This window comes from Halobacillus sp. ABH2_015 (assembly GCF_056158945.1).
Genome location: NZ_JBSWUG010000002.1, coordinates 585,643 through 602,380 on the forward strand (window position 1 = coordinate 585,643; position 16,738 = coordinate 602,380).

Sequence of the window (16,738 nt, forward strand, 5' to 3'; positions counted from 1 at the left end):
GTATGGGGAAAATCGAAGTCATTTTCAAAAAGGAAGACATCCAGCCTGAAAAGCTGGCCGGGAAAACAGCTGTGGTTTTTGACGTGCTTTTTGCAACGTCGACAATGACGGCCGCGATTGCTGATGGGGCGTTGTCTGTGCTCCCTGTTTACAGTCCTGAGCAAGCTCGGAAAACAGCCGAGGCATTTGACCAGCCCTTTCTTCTTGCCGGCGAGGATCAAGGGCGGACGATTGAGGGGTTTTATCCGCCTTTACGAAATCAGCTGAAACCATTTGTTGCGGGTAAACATCTGATTTTGACAACTACGAATGGTACGGTCGCGCTTCACAAGGCTCAACAAGCGGCAGATCTTTATGCCTCATCGCTGCTCAACAACCCGGCAACAGCCAAGCATCTGAACGAATCTCACGGCGGGGAAACGATTGTGATCATCTGCTCTGGATCAAGCGGTTTGTTTACAATGGAGGATTTTTATGGAGCTGGAAGTCTTGTCCATCATATGCAGCAGGATGGACATTGGGAGCTTTCAGATGGGGCGTTAACATCCCTGCATTTTTATAAGGGCGGTGGTGAGGGCCGGGAATTGCTTCGTTCCTGCCGGATTGGAAACTGGTTAATGAAACATGGTCTCGATCCTGTGGAAATCGACTTCGCTGCACAGGAAGGAGTGGTTGAAGCGGTTCTTGCTTACGACAAAATAACAGGACAAGTGAAGGAGAGGTATTATGCATCCAGTTAAAGATGAATGGAAAGGTGGTCGATTCCTCACTTCCGATATTGATCCGGAGGCGGTTTTCACCCCGGAAGATCAGACGGAAGAGCACCGGATGATCGGCCGGACCGCCCGGCAGTTTATTGAAGGAGAGGTGCGTCCATATAGGGAACGCATCGAACGGGGCGATTATGACTTCGTTGACCGGAAGATGAAAAAAGCAGGGGAGCTGGGGCTCCTGGCTCACAGCATTCCGGAAACGTACGGTGGTCTCGGGCTTGATAAAATCAGCAAAGGCATCGTGGGAGAAGCGCTGGGGAGCGCCGGCGGCTACAGTGTGGCCCATTCCAATCATACGTGTATCGCCACTCTGCCCATTACTTACTTCGGTTCGGAGGAACAGAAGAAGAAATACCTGCCGAAACTTGCCTCTGGAGCTTTTATAGGTGCCTACTGCCTGACAGAACCGGAAGCAGGATCGGACGCTTTATCCGCAAAAACGACAGCTGTCATGAATGACACCGGATCGCATTATGTGCTTAATGGAACGAAAATCTATATAACGAATGCTGCGTTTTCCGATACGTTCATCGTGTACGCGAAAGTGGATGGAGAGCATTTTACAGCTTTTATCGTAGAAAAGGATTTTCCAGGGCTGTCGATCGGCCCGGAAGAAGACAAAATGGGAATCAAAGGATCCTCCACCTGCTCAGTTGTAATGGAAGACTGTCAGGTCCCGGTGGAGAATCTTCTGGGGGACGTCGGCCGGGGGCATTTGATTGCGTTGAATGTGTTGAATCTCGGTCGGTTTAATTTAGGGTTTGCTACACTTGGTGCGGCAAAGTACAGCTTTCAGCTCGCTCTTGGTCATGCTTCCGAGCGTCGGCAGTTTGGAAAAGCGATCACAGATTTCAGGGCAAGTAAGCAGAAACTGGCTTGGATGGCCGCGGACTTATATGCGGCTGAATCGGTCATGTACCGGACAGCGGGGCATATTGAATCAGCACTCGCGGACCACTATGATACAGAAGACAAACAAGCTGTGTCCAAAGCGATGAACGAGCATCGTATGGAAGCAGCCATCTGCAAGATTGTCGGATCTGAAACACTGGATCGTGTCGTCGATGAAGCGGTTCAGCTTCACGGAGGGGCAGGGTTCATCAAGGAATATCCGGTTGAACAGGCTTATCGTGATGCGCGCATCAACCGCATTTTTGAAGGAACCAACGAAATTAATCGTCTCCTCATCCCGGGTGCCTTTTTCCAAACAGCCGGAAAAGCGGAAATAGATACACATACCTTAGTGAAACAAGCCGATGAATCCCTGAAAACAGGTGGTTACAAACGGGAGCAGGGTCCTGTGCCGAAGCTCGAAGAGGCGGTCGCTTTGTGTAAAGATTTATATCTCGTTTCCGCTGGAGCTGCCTATAAAATTCATGGATCCGCTATGAAAGAGGAACAGGAAATATTGATGGAACTGGCAGACATAGCCATTGAAATCTACCGCTCCGAATCTACCGTTCTTCGTGCCAAAAAAGGCAGTGGAACCTCAAGTCTTCACCTGCAGCTGGCTGAGACCGTCATTGAGAGGTCCATTGAAAATGTCCGCCTGTCTGTGAGCCGCTTGTTTTCTTCTCTCCTTAAAGGAGAAGAACGGACGAAGGCATTGAGGAGTGCTGCAGCCCTGTTGAGTGTGTATTCCTTTGAAGGAAGCCTGGATCGGAACCGCCGCCTTGCTGAACAAATGGTAGAATCCGGTCACTATAAAGTTTAAAAGGAGAGATGAAGATGAAATTAGGAAATGAGCATGTAGCTGTGGATATCAATGGACCCGTCATGTCCTGTGTACTGAACCGTCCGGAAAGTCTGAACGCTTTTTCTGACCAAATGATCGGTGGTTTGATGGAAGCTTTGGAAGAGGCCTCCAGGAATGAGGAAGTGAAAGTGATTACGCTTTCCGGAGCAGGGCGGTCTTTTTCGGCAGGAGGCGATGTGAAAAGCATGGGCGAAGCTTCGGCCCAGCATTTGTATGATCATGTCGGTGAGTTGAATAAACTGATTCTGAAGATCAAAGATGTACCGAAGCCGGTCGTAGCGGTCGTCCATGGGTATGCGGCCGGAGCAGGGTTCAACCTCGCTCTTGCCTGTGATCAGATTCTGGCAGCTGAAGAAAGTCGGTTTGTTTTGAGCTTTGCGCAGGTCGGCTTGATATCCGATGGCGGCGGTCACTATTTCCTTTCCCGTCTCATCGGTCCCTACCGGACGAAAGAGCTGCTGTTTACTGCCGAACCGATTCCAGTCGAGACAGCATCAGAGTGGGGCCTCGTCAACAGGGTGATTCCAGCTGGTGAGCTGGAAGAGACAGCGATGGATTATGCGCTTCGTCTGGCTAAAGGGCCGGGGAGGGCCATCGGTATGATGAAGAAAATTGTGGATCAAGCCGATCAATCCGACCTTGCCGCTATCCTGGAGCAGGAACGGATTTCTCAAACGATGATGGTGGAAACAATGGATCATAAAGAAGGTGTGGCTGCATTTAAGGAAAAGCGGAAACCACAGTTTACAGGGAAGTGAGGGAAGAATGATGAAAGCTATTCAATTTAAAGAATATGGAAGTCCATCCGTCCTTGAAAAAGTGGACATTGAAAAGCCGTCCCTGGCTGAGGATGAAGTGCTGGTCAAAGTATCGGCTGTTGGTGTCAACTATGCCGATACGGCCCGTAGAGAGGGGGCCTATGTGGTTCCGACACCTCTCCCATTTATCCCTGGTGCTGAAGTGGCCGGGGTTGTGGAGGCTGTTGGATCTGACGTCCAGGATGTGCACGAAGGGGACCGTGTCGTGACTTTGATTGAATCCGGTGGGTATGCGGAGTATGCGAAAGCGAAGGCTGTCTCCCTCATTCCGATTCCTGAAGAGGTGGACGATGAAACGGCTGTGGCCATTCCTCTACAGGGACTGACTGCTTATCACATTTTAACGACGATGGGACGGATGGAGCACGGAGAAACGGTGCTTGTTCATGCAGCAGCAGGAGGGGTAGGATCGCTTGCGGTGCAGCTGGCGAAACAGTTTGGTGCAGGGAAAGTCATTGCAACGGCAAGTACAGAGGAGAAGCGGCAGCTGGCTCTTGAACTTGGAGCCGATGAAGCGGTGGACTATACGAAGGAAAACTGGCGGGACGATGTTCTTGAAATGACGGGCGGACGCGGGGTCGATGTTGCTTTGGAAATGGCAGGAGGAGACATTTTCCACGAAACGGTGAAGTGTATGCGGTCGTTCGGTCGTGTAGTCGTGTATGGGGTAGCCAGTGGAGATCCGGCAAAAATGTATCCTTCCGGCTTGATGAACCGAAACTTATCCGTCATCGGTTTCTTCCTTCCGCAGATTATGAAGAAACCGGAAATGTTCAAACGAAGCCTTCACCATTTATTGGAACTAGTGAATACCGGCGATGTAAATTTGACGGTAGGCGGTGTGTATTCATTGGAGGAAGCAGCCAAAGTCCATGAACTGATGCAGGGGAGAAAAACGAAAGGAAAGCTTGTACTTAAGCCATAATGCCGGTTTAAGCCTGTCGGGAAATCCCCGGCAGCTTTTCTATTTTCCCCGATCTTCAAAGGTGCCTCTGAGAATCGGTCCCTTTTTTGAAGCTGATCCAAGGACAGGGAGGAATCAATTGGAAACTTGTCGAATACACAGGACACGCAGAAATAAAGGGGGCTTTTATCTTGTTTACCTATACAGTTGATGATCAGTTGTCATTGAAATTAATTGGACACGAAGACGCTGAAGAACTCTTTCAATTATCGGACCAATCCAGGGATCACCTTCGAACGTGGCTTCCGTGGATTGATTTCACGAAGACGGTGGAGGATACCCGGGGGTTTATCCAAAGCAGCCTAAAGAGATATGCGGAACATAACGGCTGGACGGTCTGTATCCTTTGGGAAGGGCGGATCGCCGGTATCGTTGATTTCCACGAACTGGATTACAACAACAAAAGGACCAGCATCGGTTACTGGATGGGAGAGGAATTTAAAGGGAAAGGTCTGTTGACACGCGCCTGCCGGGTATTATTCGATTATGCCTTTTATACGCTTGGGATGAACCGGATCGAGATCCGTGCGGCGGAGCAGAATGAAAAAAGCAGGGCTGTCCCTGAGCGTCTCGGTTTTGTAGAGGAAGGACTCATCCGCAGCGCCGCCCTCCTCTATGATGAGTATACAGATCATGTGGTCTACGGCATGCTTAAAAAAGACTGGGTCAAACAAACGGTGGACCTATGAAGTATCAGGTAGAAGCTGTCCAGTTGAAAAGTCCCGCCAAAAAAGAAAGCGAAGATGCCTATGTTCTTCATGAGGCCGCCGGTGTTTTCGGCGTGTTTGATGGAGCTACGCCACTTGTTTCGTTTGAAGATGAGGATGGTCATAACGGCGCCTATCTTGCAGCCCATCGTTTCAGGGAACACATGCAGAACATGGACGGTGATGCTTCCTTGAAAAGAACAGTGGAGGAAGCCAACACCCGTTTGTTTGAAGAGATGGTTTCTGCCGGAGTGGATACGTCCAGAGGAGAGGAGCGGTGGTCGACGTGTGTCGCTGCGATTAAATTGGAACACAGGCATTTCCACTATGCTCATCTGGGAGATTGCATGATTATGGCCGGTGATAAAAAGGGGGCTGTTCATGTCCTCACGACAGATACCGTCGCAGGAATCAGCGCCCGTGCAAAATCGAAAAGAGAGAAAGACAGAGGAAATGGACTGCAGGTCAAGGAAGAGCCGTATTATGACGTGCTTCTACATAAGCTTCAGTATAACCGGGGCCTGGCTAACACACCAGGAGGTTATACGGTAGCCAACGGTATGCCGGAGGTGATGACCCATCTGGATTCAGGCTCCTATCCAGTTGAAGGGCTCGAGGATCTATGGCTTGTAAGTGACGGTTTATTCCATCCTGAACTTTCTTTGGAAGAGACATGCAGACGAATGAAGCAGGAGGGGATCCGCTCCTATATCAGCGATCTTACTTCCTATTTAGAGAAGCACCAGCTTCCGATTGACGACCGGACAGTGATCCACCTGCGCTTTTCCTAAACTGTTTGCTGGTGAAACGAAAAAAACCTGAAGGATGACCGCTGTCAATCGATCATCTTTCAGGTTTTATAGTTAGGAGAAAGTCCGTTATGATTCGACCACCGCAAGTAGGAAACCGTCATACCCTTTGTTTCCAACTGTCTGGAAGACGGTGCTCTCCAGACGCGGATGATTGTGGAGAAGGTCGAACATCTGCCGGATTCCTTGGATACTTTGGGACTCGCTGTTTTCCTCGAGGATTTTACCGTTCCGAATGACGTTGTCGACCAGGATGGTTGTTCCTGGTTTGGACAGTTTCAATACGTGTTCGATATAGTGGGGATTGTTCTCCTTATCGGCATCGATGAAAATAAAGTCGAAGGGTTCGTCATTCTCGAGCATAGGGAGCGTCTCGAGAGCAGGCCCGACGTGAATGGAGATTTTATCCTTCACACCAGCGTTTTCCATATTGATGGAAGCCGTTTCGGCATGCTTTGGGTTAAACTCAAGAGTGGTGAGCACTCCATTTTCCGGCAGTGCTTTGGCCATCCAGATTGAGCTGTATCCGCCAAGCGTTCCAATTTCCAACACTCTGCGGGCTGCTTTCATTTTGACATAAAGGTAGAGCATTTTTCCCTGCGCAGCGGAGACACCGATGGAAGGCAGGCCTTCTTTTTCATTCAAGTCTGTAATGGAAGCCATTGCCTCATCCTCAGGAATCAGCCGGTCGATGACGTATTCATCTACGTTTGCCCACGTTTCACGTTCGCTCATAACATCCTCTCCTTTTCTTTTTTTGATGCCGCTTCCCAACCGGCAGCTGGTTACAAAGAACGGGCGGAACCCAGTGGACCGCCCGTTTTTCTATTTATTCAAAAAGCTGTGGAATACCTTGAATCAAGGATACACCGCCCATATAAGCCATTGCAATGACAATGAGGGCTCCGAAGATCGTAAGCCAGAGCGGATGTTTGTAATCGCCGACGATTTTTGTTTTATAGGCGGCCACAAGCATGACCCCGAGAGCAATCGGAAGGATCAGACCATTCAAAGACCCGACAAGAATCAGAACTTTGACAGGTTTCCCGATGGAAACAAAGACCGTGGTGGAAATGACAATAAACCCGACGATGAACCACTTGTGGTACTTCTCGATGGTTTTACTGAATGTACGGATGAAGGATACGGACGTATAAGCGGCACCGACTACTGATGTAACAGCGGCCGCCCACATGATAATTCCGAAAATCTTATATCCGACATTTCCTGCTGCGGCCTGGAATACAGAGGCCGGCGGGTTGGATGGATCGAGGGTGACACCGGAAGCGACCACTCCAAGAGAAGCGAGGAAAAGGAAAATCCTCATAACGGAAGCGATTCCGATCGCCGATACGGAGCTTTTCGTTACCTGCCCCAGAGATTCCTGTCCCTTTACACCGGCGTCAAGAAGGCGGTGGCCCCCTGCGAACGTGATATATCCACCGACGGTTCCACCGACAAGCGTGATAATCGCCAGGAAATCAATCGTATCCGGGGCGAATGTTTTGGCAGCCGCCTCCCCGATAGGCGGGTTGGCTGAGAACATAACAAAGATGGTAAGAGCGATCATGATAAAACCGGCAATTTGAGCGAACCGGTCCATCACCTTTCCAGCTTCCCGAACGAGGAAGACGGCGACGGCTACAATACCGCTGAACAGAGCACCCATCTCAGGGGAGATGCCGAAGAGGACATTGGTCCCCAGTCCGGCACCGGCAATGTTACCGATATTAAAAGCGAGACCTCCGGCTACAATGAGAATGGATAAGAAAACGCCGAGACCCGGCAGGAGGCTGTTCGCTATATCCTGTGCCGGTTTTTCCGAAACGGCGATGATCCGCCAGATGTTCAACTGCGCACCAATATCAATGATGATGGATATGAGGATGACAAAACCGAAACTCGCAGCAAGCTGTTCGGTAAAGTGTGTCGTTTGTGTTAGAAATCCCGGACCGATGGCGGAGGTCGCCATAAGGAAAGCGGCCCCTAAGAGGAGACTTCTGGTCGATTGTTGTTTCATGTTGTTCTCCTTTCTACTTATCGTGATAAGACCGATCCGATAGCTTCAAGCTGGATGCCTGATTCCTGGAAAGCCTCCCGTATGTATTTTGCGAAGTCAACAGCGCTTGCGCCGTCCCCGTGGATACAAATCGTTTCGGCATCGATATCGATATCGATATCTTGAAGCGTTGAGACTTTTCTTTCTTTGACCATACGAATCACCTGATTAACCGCTTCTTCATGATCGGTAATCAAGGCATTCGGTTCCCGGCGTGAAGTGAGAGAGCCATCCTCCTGATAGGTACGGTCGGAAAAGACTTCACTTGCTGTTTTCAACCCGGCAGCTTTACCTGCGTGGATTAATTCACTGCCAGCCAGCCCAAACAGGATGAGTGAAGCATCCACGTCATGAACTGCTTTGGCAACAGCGTCAGCCAGCGGGCGGTTTTTAGCGGCCATGTTGAAAAGGGCGCCGTGTGGTTTGACATGCTGGAGCTGCCCGCCTTCCGCCTGGACAAACCCTTGAAGCGCACCGACCTGGTAAACGACCATATCATACGCTTCCTCTGGTGAAATCTCCATTGGTCGGCGGCCGAAACCAGCCAGATCCGGAAGGCCCGGGTGTGCACCGATTCCTACACCATACTGGATGGCCATGCGTACGGTTTTCTTCATAATGGATGGATCACCAGCGTGATAGCCGCAGGCGATATTCACGGAAGTCACATAGTTCATCATTTCTTCGTCCCGTCCGATTGTGTAGGACCCGAAGCTTTCTCCCATATCACAGTTCAAATCAACAACGTACATGCGTATTCCCCCTTATTTTAATTTCATTTCAATGCCCCGCGCTAACAGCTTAATATCCTTCTCCTGCTGCAGATACAAGCGCTGAGCTTCCTCATGGGTGATCATCGTAAACGAAAAAGATTCTCCAGGACGCATCTGCGCCAGCCTTGGAAGGTCGACAGAAGCGACTTGAGCGATTTTTGGGTAGCCGCCGGTCGTCTGACGGTCTGCGAGAAGAATAATCGGGTTTCCCTCGGCCGGAACCTGGATCGTCCCGAAGGTTACAGCCTCTGAGAGAAGGTCACGTTCTTCCACGGCTGATAACCGGCATCCGGTCAACCGATAGCCCATCCGGTCCGATTTGGAGTCAATGTTGAATGTCTCACTCGTCAAGCGGCCCTGGCTTTCTTCATCAAACCAATCATATTCCCGCCCCGGCATAATCCGGATAGGATCCTTTGTATATCCATTGTGGTTGAAGTCATGTCCGACGTACCAGGAAGCCTCGTGGAAGCTGGAGTCGCCGGCGTCTGATTTCAGCTGCTCCATCACACGCTTGGAGAAGGGAGAAAAAGGAGAAGGTTCAAGAACATCCCCTTTCTCGAGCGGTCGTCCTTGATGTCCGCCGATGCCGGCGCGGATGTAAGTCGACGCGCTGTTCATTGTAATAGGGATATCAAATCCGCCTGCCACAGCCAAATAGGCACGAAATCCGGTCTTTGGTTTTCCAAAACGAAGTTCACTGCCTTGTTTTATGTAAAGAGGTTTCCATGTCCCTACACGTTCTCCGTTAACCATTGGAGTCAGATCGCCGCCGCAGATGGACAGGCAGACGTCCTGCTGGAATTCCAGTACAGGACCCATTAACGTAACTTCAAGAACAGGGGCGTGCTGTTCATTGCCGACCAGAAGATTGGCAATCCGGTAAGCTTCCTGATCCATCACTCCACTGGCAATGACGCCGTGCTTTTGATGTCCGTACCTGCCAAAGTCCTGAATAGTCGTAAGGAGTCCGGGTTTCAATACATGTATCATTCTCCGCCCTCCTTCAGGTTTTCATACTCTTTTTGGGTAATCCTTTTAAATTGGATCCGGTCTCCAGCCTGTAGAAGAGTGGGAGATTCTTCGTTTGATGGATCAAACATCTTCGATGGTGTTCGACCGATCAACTGCCATCCTCCGGGTGTTTCCAAAGGGTAGACGCCTGTCTGGGCGCCGGCAATCCCGACCGTACCGGATGGGATCTTCAAACGAGGATCCTTCCTCCTGGGTGTTGCAATGGCTGGGTCCATACCGCCGATATAGGGGAAACCGGGTGCAAAACCGATCATATAAACCAAGTAGTCTCCGTTCATATGTCTTTCAATGACTTCTTCTTCTGTCAACCCATTCTTCTCAGCCACATAAGCCAGATCCGGACCGAGCTCGCCACCGTAACAGACAGGGATTTCAACCGTCCGGGCCGCCCCGGATGCCTTGATTGTTAAAGTGGACAAAAATTGAGACACCTGATGGTGAACCCAATCATAGGGGAGCTGGTTCTGTGAGGTTTTATGATTGGCTATGTAAAGAGGATCATAAAAAAGTGTCACCGTCGTAAAAGCGGGAATGTACTCGATCATCCATTCCGGCTGCCATTCGTCGAGGCTGCTTGCTGCCGCCTGCACAGTCTGATTGATTTCTTCACTGATTTCGTTTCCGAATTCAATCAAAACCGCCTGATCACCTAAGGGATGCAGGGACCAATCCATACAATAACCTCCTTTATTCCTTGAGTTTTGTCGTAAGGCTGAAAAAATCCTTACCTCTTATCGTAGCCTATTTTAAGGCCGCTTTCAATTTAAGAATCCATTACAGCAAAGGGTTAAAGGATAGGGGTGGAAGGGAATAAAGGAATAAACAAGGAAATGGAGGGATCAAGGATGCCGTGGGATAACAACGATTATCCAAGTTCATTGAAGAATTTGGATACAACGGTCCGGAAAAAGGCCATAGATATCGCCAATGCTATGCTGGACGAAGGGTATGAGGAAGGAAGAGCCCTTCCGATTGCCATTGAACAGGCGAAGGAATGGAGCAGTCATGCGGACGAGGAAGAACGGAAAGAAGTAAAGCAGATGAGTGACAAGGCACTGAGGAGCAGAGAAAAGGGAGAGGATGGAGAGTCGCAAGCGCGTCCGGAATTGATGGACAAAGGCGAACATGTCCTTTCTCACAAGCAGGGCTGGGCTGTCAAAGTGGAGGATGCAGAAAAGCCGTCCAATGTTTATGAAACCAAACAAGAAGCAGTCAACCGGGCAGAAGAAATCGCTGAAAATAAAGGGACGCAGGTGATTATTCATAAGAAGGACGGGACCATTCAGAGGAAACAATCTTTTTAAAATGGAATTTTATGTTTAAAATGGGTGGAAACAGGATATTGTTTTTATACATTAGTTAAAGGAGGAATTCATTGTGGCTGAATCTAAGAACCAGGCAGAACACGTTGTTCCTCATGAGGACGGCTGGGCTGTCAAAGCAGAAGGAGCCGAACAACCGACGAAAATCTACGAGAACAAGCAGGATGCGATCGATCGTGCGAAGGAGATTGCCCAGAACAAAGGGACGTCGGCCATCATTCATACGGAAAAAGGGACCATTCAGAATCAATTCAATTATTCCAGCTGATCAGTGAAAAGCACCCGGATCCGGGTGCTTTTGCTATGTTTTCTTTCCAAGGCCTGTGGTAAGATAAATGGATAATGGTCAGATGGAAGGAAGGATTTCGATGAGTGGAGAAAAACGCAGTGATATCCAGACTGGAGCAGAAGTGGATATCGTTTTGAAACAGGATCAGCGGACAGGAAAGCTGACAAGAGGGAAAGTGAAGGACATTCTTACTAAATCTCCGTTTCATCCGCACGGCATTAAAGTGCGTCTGCAGGATGGACAGGTTGGAAGAGTCAAGCATATTCACGAATAAAAGGCTGACAAGCCAAAAGGTGCCGTCTAAAGACGGCACCTTTTGGCTGTAGAAAAAGCCTGTGTTAACCAGTTCGAGTTGTCCATTTGTCGTGTAAAGGGTCACATTCCGCTTATTGGTGGATGAAGCCGCGGGCACGCCCTCCTCTTACTTGGTCAGGAAGATCGCCTGCCCAAGTGGATCTTCGGTCCGTGCTGTTCCCGCAGGCATCACCACCGAACGCTCCTCGTGCCGACATTAGGTTATAGAGGAGAGAGAGTGTGCCCGAAGCAGATTCAAAAGAACGGCAGGGGCTGCGCTATTGCCGGTTGCGTGGAAAAGAAAATGGGAAAGAAAAGGCGCTGATGATGGCTGCCTGCCGGAATACGGAAAAGACTGTTCTCCATCCAGCAAGGGCGAGCTGGGTGGAGAACAGTCTTTTTCGATGTTAAAGAACTCCCAAGGAGCGGTGCCCTTTCCACTCCTTCGGATGAACGAGTGGTCCGAGATCGCCGAGCGTGGGTGTTGCGAGGAAGCTCGGGCGCTCGTCCGCTCGTCCGCGGAAAGGGAAGGGGCTTTCGCTCCTGGCGGTAAGAAAGAAAAAAGCTTGTAAAGAAACGGGGGTTTCTATACAAGCTGAAGGTGCCGTCTATAGACGGCACCTTTTTTTATGGATTTGCCAATGCAGAATAATATCGATAAGGCATTTCTATGGTGAAAAAAGCCCCGTCATCATCTTCTTCGGCATGAGCGATTGTATATTCGGTTCCGAAAATTTGTTCCATCGCATAGTCCCCGTTAACAAAAGGCTCACGATCAATGGAGAAACCGGATTGTAAGACTTTATGCCGGTCTTCTTCTGTAAAGCGGCTGATTTCCGTCAATTGGATCATGGGACGAATCAAAGAATATGCGCCGGGATTTTCTACAATCTCATAGCTCACTTCCACCTGCACGACGTGCCGTGCTTCACCGAGCATTTCCAAAACGATCGATTTGAATTCTGTAACATCCATAAAGAAGCGTACTTCTTCAGGCTCTATACGGCTTAAGTAGTCGGTCATCATCAAAACTCCTTCCCTCTATGGCTATATTACCATGAGAGAAAAGGGTTAAACGTCACTCCTATGGAAAAAGCGCACCGGGGAATACCCTCGGTGCGCTTTTGTACTTTCGGAAAATATCTGAAGTTTTTCACCTTGTGTTAGATAAACAAGTCTTCGTGGATAGATTGATCCACGGTATTGCCGCGGTTGTTTAATTCTACATGGTAGTTTTTAAGCAACTTAAACGACGCAATCCCTACCTCTATTGCATCCTTACAGCTCCGAAGCTGATCCAGTGTGATTAAGTCGTATCAAAACGTAGCAGAATGCCAGTCTCATACAAATCACTCTTTCTTTTTCCGAATTGCTCTTTAACGAGCATCAATACCTAGTATAGATTAGAAGTTAATGTATGTCAAATATCGTTTTGAGTATCGTCTACCATGATGTTTAATTGATTTACGATTGAACGGCGGCGTCGGTACATAGATAAGCTTTCCCCAGCTTATTGAAAAATAAACCTAGTCCTTCTGATCAGGCTTCATGTCCTCATCAAATTCTTCTTCCGTAAGTGAATCGTTCTTGGTTTTTTTGTGTTTCTTTTCGTCGTGAGCGAGTTTTTGACGCATTTCTTCGTCGGGGACATTATCCAGCAATTTTTCTTTCTCCAGCTTTTCCTTGAAGCTTTGATCATCCTCTGCCAGACGGTTGTTCTGTTTTTTGTTCTTTTCAGCCATACAGCTGTCCACCTCCATCGATGATTGTATTCTGCTTATCTATTCCTTTTTCTACCATTCCTTAAACGCCTATGACACACTGGACTCTTCAACTTGTAGATTTTCCGCTTTGAAGGACAAAAAGGGAAGCTCTCCTGTGAAATAGAAGACCTTCCCTTTTTAGATAGAGGTTTAATGAAGTTGTGCCTGTCCGACGCAAGCTGTTTATGTGGATCGTGCCATAGACGGCAAATGCCCGCGGACAGGAACGAGCGGGTGCCCACGGTTTATTTGCTGGTGAACTTCTGTTTGATGTTTTGGATAAATGGAATCTGCATGATGTAATCGACAGCGGTGCTGATGATTAATCCGTGAATGATGACGCCGAGGATGGTGAAGATGACAATGATGATATGACCGGCAGCTGTCTCTGGTTCAAATCCGGATTTTCCGAAAAAAGTGAGGGAGAGGACAGCGCTCTGCATCGCATCTGCGTAGGTTTCCAGCTCCTGTTCGTACAAGTTTAGAGGGATAATCAGCAGGAAGATAAGAAGGAAGGTGATTCCAAGGACTCCTGAAAGATGCTGGCGCTTTAGAAAGCGGATAAAAGGCATGGTATAGTACTTTGTCATGGATTTCAGGCGGAGCAGGTGGAGAATCCGGGCGACCCGCGCCACTTGGAAGACTGCATCCAGAGGAACAGCCGCTATAACGATGAAGGGGTTTTTCTTGATGAACTCCCACTTCTTTTCACTGGTTATCAAACGATAAAGAAAGTCGAGGAAAAAAATCGACCACGTGGACCAGACTATGACACTGTTGTAGCCTGTCTGCTGCCATATGGTGGCAATGGACAGAGCGGCAAGGCCGACCATCAACAATTCATAGAGTGTGCGCTTTGGTTTTCTTAGTAGTCGTTTCATGTACATCCTTCTCCCGGCCTGTGTCGAATCTCCTGTTATTATATCATTGCTCCTCATAAATTCGAAAAGAGTTTTTCCTGTCTTCGTCTGCTTTGTTTATGCAAAACATTGGCAGAGTGTGATTCGTTTCGGTGGGGAAGGGTTTGTGGTATTCTCTAGTTAAAGAGAAAGAGGAGAGACATGTGTGCGGATTCTAGTAAACTTTCTGAAGTTCCTTATTGGGATCATCGGAATCGGTCTATTGTTCTTTTATGTGATTCCATATATTGAAAATGAAGCGGGGCCTTCCTTTTTGAAGAAAGAGGATGTGCCAATTCCTGACACCCTTCATCCTGCTGTTCAGGAGAATAAAGGGAAACTTGTCAACCATGCCGAAGAGAAAGGGATTGCTGTCGTCATTACAGATGGTCACCGCTCAGTCGGGGAGCAGGATGCTCTCTATGAGCAGGGAAGGTCCGAAGATGGCAGAATTGTAACCTATGCAGAAGGCGGGGAATCTTATCATAATTACGGTCTTGCCATCGACTTTGCCATTGAAACGAAAGACGGGCGTGTCGTCTGGGATATGAATTATGACGGAAATGACAACGGGGAATCGGATTGGATGGAAGTTGTAGATATAGCTAAGGATCTTGGATTCACGTGGGGAGGGGACTGGGAAAACTTCAAGGATTATCCTCACCTGCAGATGGATTTTGGGTTGTCCATCCGGGAGCTTCAGTACGGCAAGCGTCCGGAAGTCCAAGATTATGCGAAATAAAATACCGCAGCAGGCACCTGGCAGGTGTCCGCTGCGGTATTTGTTATTGCTGGAACGTTTCATAGGGTTTGATCATTCCGAAAACCGTTTCGATGCAGGGGAGGGACAGATTGACTTCACTGCCGAGACGCAGTGCGCCTCCGTGCAGGTGCTCTACTTCCAAAGGCAGGCCTTTCCTGCGGTCCTGGTGCATGGAAGACGTCATATCTTCTCCAAGGCTGCGCAGTTTTTCGAAGCCATTTTGAACGTGTTCCTCTGTCAGGTTAATTTTATGGGCATTTGCCAGTTCTTTCATCTCTGAAAGCATACGCTCGGCAATACGCAGGGTTTGTGGAAAGCTGCGGACAACACCGATGGGTTGATTGACAGCCGTTGTAATTCCTGAAAAAGCTGTAATGAACATGTACTTTTTCCACATATCCTCAAGGATGTTCGGACTTAATGTCCCGGTCATATTTGCCTGATTGCAGGCAAGAGCCAGCTCTTCACAGACGGCCTGCTGGGATGGATGAAGAGGACCGAATACTAAATCATGGAATTCACTTGTATGGACGACATGTCCGGCATCATCCAGGGTGGCTATGATATAAGAAAGCCCGCCGAGGACTGCTTCTTCCCCCAGCTCTTTCTGGAGGATGCTGATGTGTTCCATACCATTGAGGACTGGAAATACTTTGGCTCCTTTTTGGACAAGGGCCTTCAGCCAGTCCATCGTCCCGTGGAGGTGATATCCTTTAACCGCAAGAAACACCAAATCAGGCTCGTGGATTTCCTCTGGACTTCTGGCGATGATGGGAGTGTCCGACTCATAGCTGCCCATTTCGCTATGTATTTGCAAACCATTCTTCTCCAGCTGTTCTGCACGGCCTTCCCGGACGAGGTTGATCACTTCATGACCAGCTTCCTCCCAGCGCGCCCCAAAATAGGCGCCGAGAGCACCTGCACCTAATACAACGATTCTCATCGATCTGCACCTCCGTGATTAATTGGTTTCTGCAACGCGTTCTGTTGTAAAGCTTGATGTAACGACACGGTTCATTTCTACAATATCCTTGATGTTCCCATCCAGATAGTGGATCATATCATCAAAACCGACTTCTTTCATAACATTATGATAGTGCTCTTCACTTTCAAAAACCGATTGGCCGAGGAATAGTTCCTCATTCTCTTCCATTTCCACCAGGTTCAGCAGCCCCATGGAACCTTGTCGTCCTGTTAACTCGCGGGCAAAATAAATGTTGTGCTCAAGGGTCCCGTGATTTTCAAGGATTTCTCCAGACTTTTTGGTGATTTTCAAAAACTTGTCTATATTTCGCTGTTCGACTCTGAAAAAACAAATAATAGTAAACATTGAATGCCCCCTTTAGTTATGCTTTTTTATCTAAACTGGTCGCTCGTCCGGCGTCTATTAATAGGAAAATGGCGGTAACGGAGTGCAGGATCCAGCCGAGAACAGGAATCCACGCAAGGGCACTTGTGATTAACCCGAGTACACTGCCTGCATAAGTCCGATTGTCCCGTACGGCAAAGATCAGAGTAATCAAGTGCGCCACAAACATAAAGAGAAGGGCGTTCCATCCGCTTCCGACTACAAATAATCCCCCGATGAATGGAATAGCAAGAAGTGCCTCACATCCTCCGGTCACCCATTTTAATATTGTTGATAGTTTCATTCGTTAGTCTCCTTTTCACATGTTCTATCCACTTTTTTAACCTTATAGGAAATTTTAAAACC

General features: G+C 48.6%; 23 protein-coding genes. 11 read left to right on the forward strand and 12 right to left on the reverse strand.

Annotation, left to right across the window (positions count from 1 at the left end; translation table 11 throughout):
* Window positions 1-2 precede the first annotated feature (2 nt).
* The 6 genes from ACXAD6_RS02870 (at window position 3) to ACXAD6_RS02895 (ending at window position 5,809) form a co-directional block, all read left to right on the forward strand.
* Entirely contained in the window at window positions 3-740 is a 738-nt protein-coding gene (locus ACXAD6_RS02870) for a 2-phosphosulfolactate phosphatase (RefSeq protein WP_474967561.1), read from the forward strand.
* Window positions 727-2,487 (forward strand): acyl-CoA dehydrogenase family protein, encoded by a 1,761-nt coding sequence (locus tag ACXAD6_RS02875; RefSeq protein WP_474967562.1) that lies wholly within the window; start codon window positions 727-729, stop codon window positions 2,485-2,487. Before ACXAD6_RS02870 ends, ACXAD6_RS02875 begins: the two co-directional genes overlap by 14 nt.
* Before the next feature lie 14 nt (window positions 2,488-2,501).
* Window positions 2,502-3,287, forward strand: a complete 786-nt coding sequence (locus ACXAD6_RS02880) for an enoyl-CoA hydratase/isomerase family protein (RefSeq protein WP_474967563.1) — start codon at window positions 2,502-2,504, stop codon at window positions 3,285-3,287.
* Window positions 3,288-3,297: 10 nt separating this feature from the next.
* A complete protein-coding gene (locus ACXAD6_RS02885) occupies window positions 3,298-4,272 on the forward strand; it encodes a quinone oxidoreductase family protein (RefSeq protein ID WP_474967564.1) in 975 nt (324 codons plus the stop codon).
* 170 nt (window positions 4,273-4,442) lie between these two features.
* Window positions 4,443-5,000, forward strand: a complete 558-nt coding sequence (locus ACXAD6_RS02890; RefSeq protein WP_474967565.1) for a GNAT family N-acetyltransferase — start codon at window positions 4,443-4,445, stop codon at window positions 4,998-5,000.
* Complete coding sequence (locus tag ACXAD6_RS02895) at window positions 4,997-5,809, forward strand: protein phosphatase 2C domain-containing protein (RefSeq protein ID WP_474967566.1); 813 nt, start codon at window positions 4,997-4,999, stop codon at window positions 5,807-5,809. Before ACXAD6_RS02890 ends, ACXAD6_RS02895 begins: the two co-directional genes overlap by 4 nt.
* 87 nt (window positions 5,810-5,896) lie before the next feature.
* Here the strand turns inward: ACXAD6_RS02895 and ACXAD6_RS02900 are convergent, their stop codons facing one another.
* The 5 genes from ACXAD6_RS02900 to pxpB form a co-directional block, all read right to left on the reverse strand.
* On the reverse strand, window positions 5,897-6,562 hold the full coding sequence (locus tag ACXAD6_RS02900) for an O-methyltransferase (RefSeq protein ID WP_474967567.1): 666 nt from the start codon (window positions 6,560-6,562) through the stop codon (window positions 5,897-5,899).
* A gap of 94 nt (window positions 6,563-6,656) precedes the next feature.
* Window positions 6,657-7,847 (reverse strand): NRAMP family divalent metal transporter, encoded by a 1,191-nt coding sequence (locus ACXAD6_RS02905; RefSeq protein WP_474967568.1) that lies wholly within the window; start codon window positions 7,845-7,847, stop codon window positions 6,657-6,659.
* Between the two features lie 17 nt (window positions 7,848-7,864).
* A complete protein-coding gene (locus ACXAD6_RS02910; protein ID WP_474967569.1) occupies window positions 7,865-8,638 on the reverse strand; it encodes a LamB/YcsF family protein in 774 nt (257 codons plus the stop codon).
* Window positions 8,639-8,650: 12 nt separating this feature from the next.
* Window positions 8,651-9,652, reverse strand: a complete 1,002-nt coding sequence (locus tag ACXAD6_RS02915) for a 5-oxoprolinase subunit C family protein (protein WP_474967570.1) — start codon at window positions 9,650-9,652, stop codon at window positions 8,651-8,653.
* On the reverse strand, window positions 9,649-10,368 hold the full coding sequence (gene pxpB / locus ACXAD6_RS02920) for a 5-oxoprolinase subunit PxpB (RefSeq protein ID WP_474967571.1): 720 nt from the start codon (window positions 10,366-10,368) through the stop codon (window positions 9,649-9,651). The genes ACXAD6_RS02915 and pxpB overlap by 4 nt, the downstream gene beginning before the upstream one ends.
* A 171-nt stretch (window positions 10,369-10,539) precedes the next feature.
* Here pxpB and ACXAD6_RS02925 point away from each other — a divergent pair, with 171 nt between their 5' ends.
* From ACXAD6_RS02925 to ACXAD6_RS02935, 3 genes are all read left to right on the forward strand, one after another.
* Window positions 10,540-10,998 carry a DUF2188 domain-containing protein gene (locus tag ACXAD6_RS02925; protein ID WP_474967572.1) on the forward strand — a complete coding sequence of 153 codons (459 nt, stop codon included), beginning with the start codon at window positions 10,540-10,542 and terminating at the stop codon, window positions 10,996-10,998.
* A gap of 73 nt (window positions 10,999-11,071) precedes the next feature.
* Window positions 11,072-11,284 carry a DUF2188 domain-containing protein gene (locus ACXAD6_RS02930; RefSeq protein ID WP_474967573.1) on the forward strand — a complete coding sequence of 71 codons (213 nt, stop codon included), beginning with the start codon at window positions 11,072-11,074 and terminating at the stop codon, window positions 11,282-11,284.
* A gap of 100 nt (window positions 11,285-11,384) precedes the next feature.
* Window positions 11,385-11,579 carry a YwbE family protein gene (locus tag ACXAD6_RS02935; protein WP_474967574.1) on the forward strand — a complete coding sequence of 65 codons (195 nt, stop codon included), beginning with the start codon at window positions 11,385-11,387 and terminating at the stop codon, window positions 11,577-11,579.
* 112 nt (window positions 11,580-11,691) lie between these two features.
* Here ACXAD6_RS02935 and ACXAD6_RS02940 read toward each other — a convergent pair whose 3' ends face one another.
* Window positions 11,692-11,817 carry a hypothetical protein gene (locus ACXAD6_RS02940; RefSeq protein WP_474967575.1) on the reverse strand — a complete coding sequence of 42 codons (126 nt, stop codon included), beginning with the start codon at window positions 11,815-11,817 and terminating at the stop codon, window positions 11,692-11,694.
* 22 nt (window positions 11,818-11,839) lie between these two features.
* Between ACXAD6_RS02940 and ACXAD6_RS02945 the strand changes: the two genes are divergently transcribed.
* On the forward strand, window positions 11,840-12,010 hold the full coding sequence (locus tag ACXAD6_RS02945) for a hypothetical protein (RefSeq protein WP_474967576.1): 171 nt from the start codon (window positions 11,840-11,842) through the stop codon (window positions 12,008-12,010).
* Between the two features lie 216 nt (window positions 12,011-12,226).
* Here the strand turns inward: ACXAD6_RS02945 and ACXAD6_RS02950 are convergent, their stop codons facing one another.
* The 3 genes from ACXAD6_RS02950 to ACXAD6_RS02960 all read right to left on the reverse strand — a co-directional run bounded on the left by ACXAD6_RS02950 (window position 12,227) and on the right by ACXAD6_RS02960 (window position 14,243).
* The gene (locus ACXAD6_RS02950; RefSeq protein ID WP_474967577.1) at window positions 12,227-12,622 is read right to left on the reverse strand and encodes a hypothetical protein; all 396 of its coding nucleotides are present in this window, start codon (window positions 12,620-12,622) and stop codon (window positions 12,227-12,229) included.
* 503 nt (window positions 12,623-13,125) lie between these two features.
* Complete coding sequence (locus ACXAD6_RS02955; protein WP_474967578.1) at window positions 13,126-13,341, reverse strand: hypothetical protein; 216 nt, start codon at window positions 13,339-13,341, stop codon at window positions 13,126-13,128.
* 266 nt (window positions 13,342-13,607) lie between these two features.
* Window positions 13,608-14,243 carry a hypothetical protein gene (locus ACXAD6_RS02960; protein ID WP_474967579.1) on the reverse strand — a complete coding sequence of 212 codons (636 nt, stop codon included), beginning with the start codon at window positions 14,241-14,243 and terminating at the stop codon, window positions 13,608-13,610.
* Between the two features lie 184 nt (window positions 14,244-14,427).
* Here ACXAD6_RS02960 and ACXAD6_RS02965 point away from each other — a divergent pair, with 184 nt between their 5' ends.
* Complete coding sequence (locus ACXAD6_RS02965; RefSeq protein ID WP_474967580.1) at window positions 14,428-15,003, forward strand: M15 family metallopeptidase; 576 nt, start codon at window positions 14,428-14,430, stop codon at window positions 15,001-15,003.
* Window positions 15,004-15,046: 43 nt separating this feature from the next.
* Here the strand turns inward: ACXAD6_RS02965 and ACXAD6_RS02970 are convergent, their stop codons facing one another.
* From ACXAD6_RS02970 to ACXAD6_RS02980, 3 genes are read right to left on the reverse strand one after another with little or no spacing between them, the layout of a single operon-like run.
* Window positions 15,047-15,967 (reverse strand): ketopantoate reductase family protein, encoded by a 921-nt coding sequence (locus tag ACXAD6_RS02970; protein WP_474967581.1) that lies wholly within the window; start codon window positions 15,965-15,967, stop codon window positions 15,047-15,049.
* 18 nt (window positions 15,968-15,985) lie between these two features.
* A complete protein-coding gene (locus ACXAD6_RS02975; RefSeq protein ID WP_206934166.1) occupies window positions 15,986-16,354 on the reverse strand; it encodes a DUF1428 family protein in 369 nt (122 codons plus the stop codon).
* 16 nt (window positions 16,355-16,370) lie between these two features.
* A complete protein-coding gene (locus ACXAD6_RS02980; RefSeq protein ID WP_474967582.1) occupies window positions 16,371-16,676 on the reverse strand; it encodes a hypothetical protein in 306 nt (101 codons plus the stop codon).
* Between the last annotated feature and the right edge of the window lie 62 nt (window positions 16,677-16,738).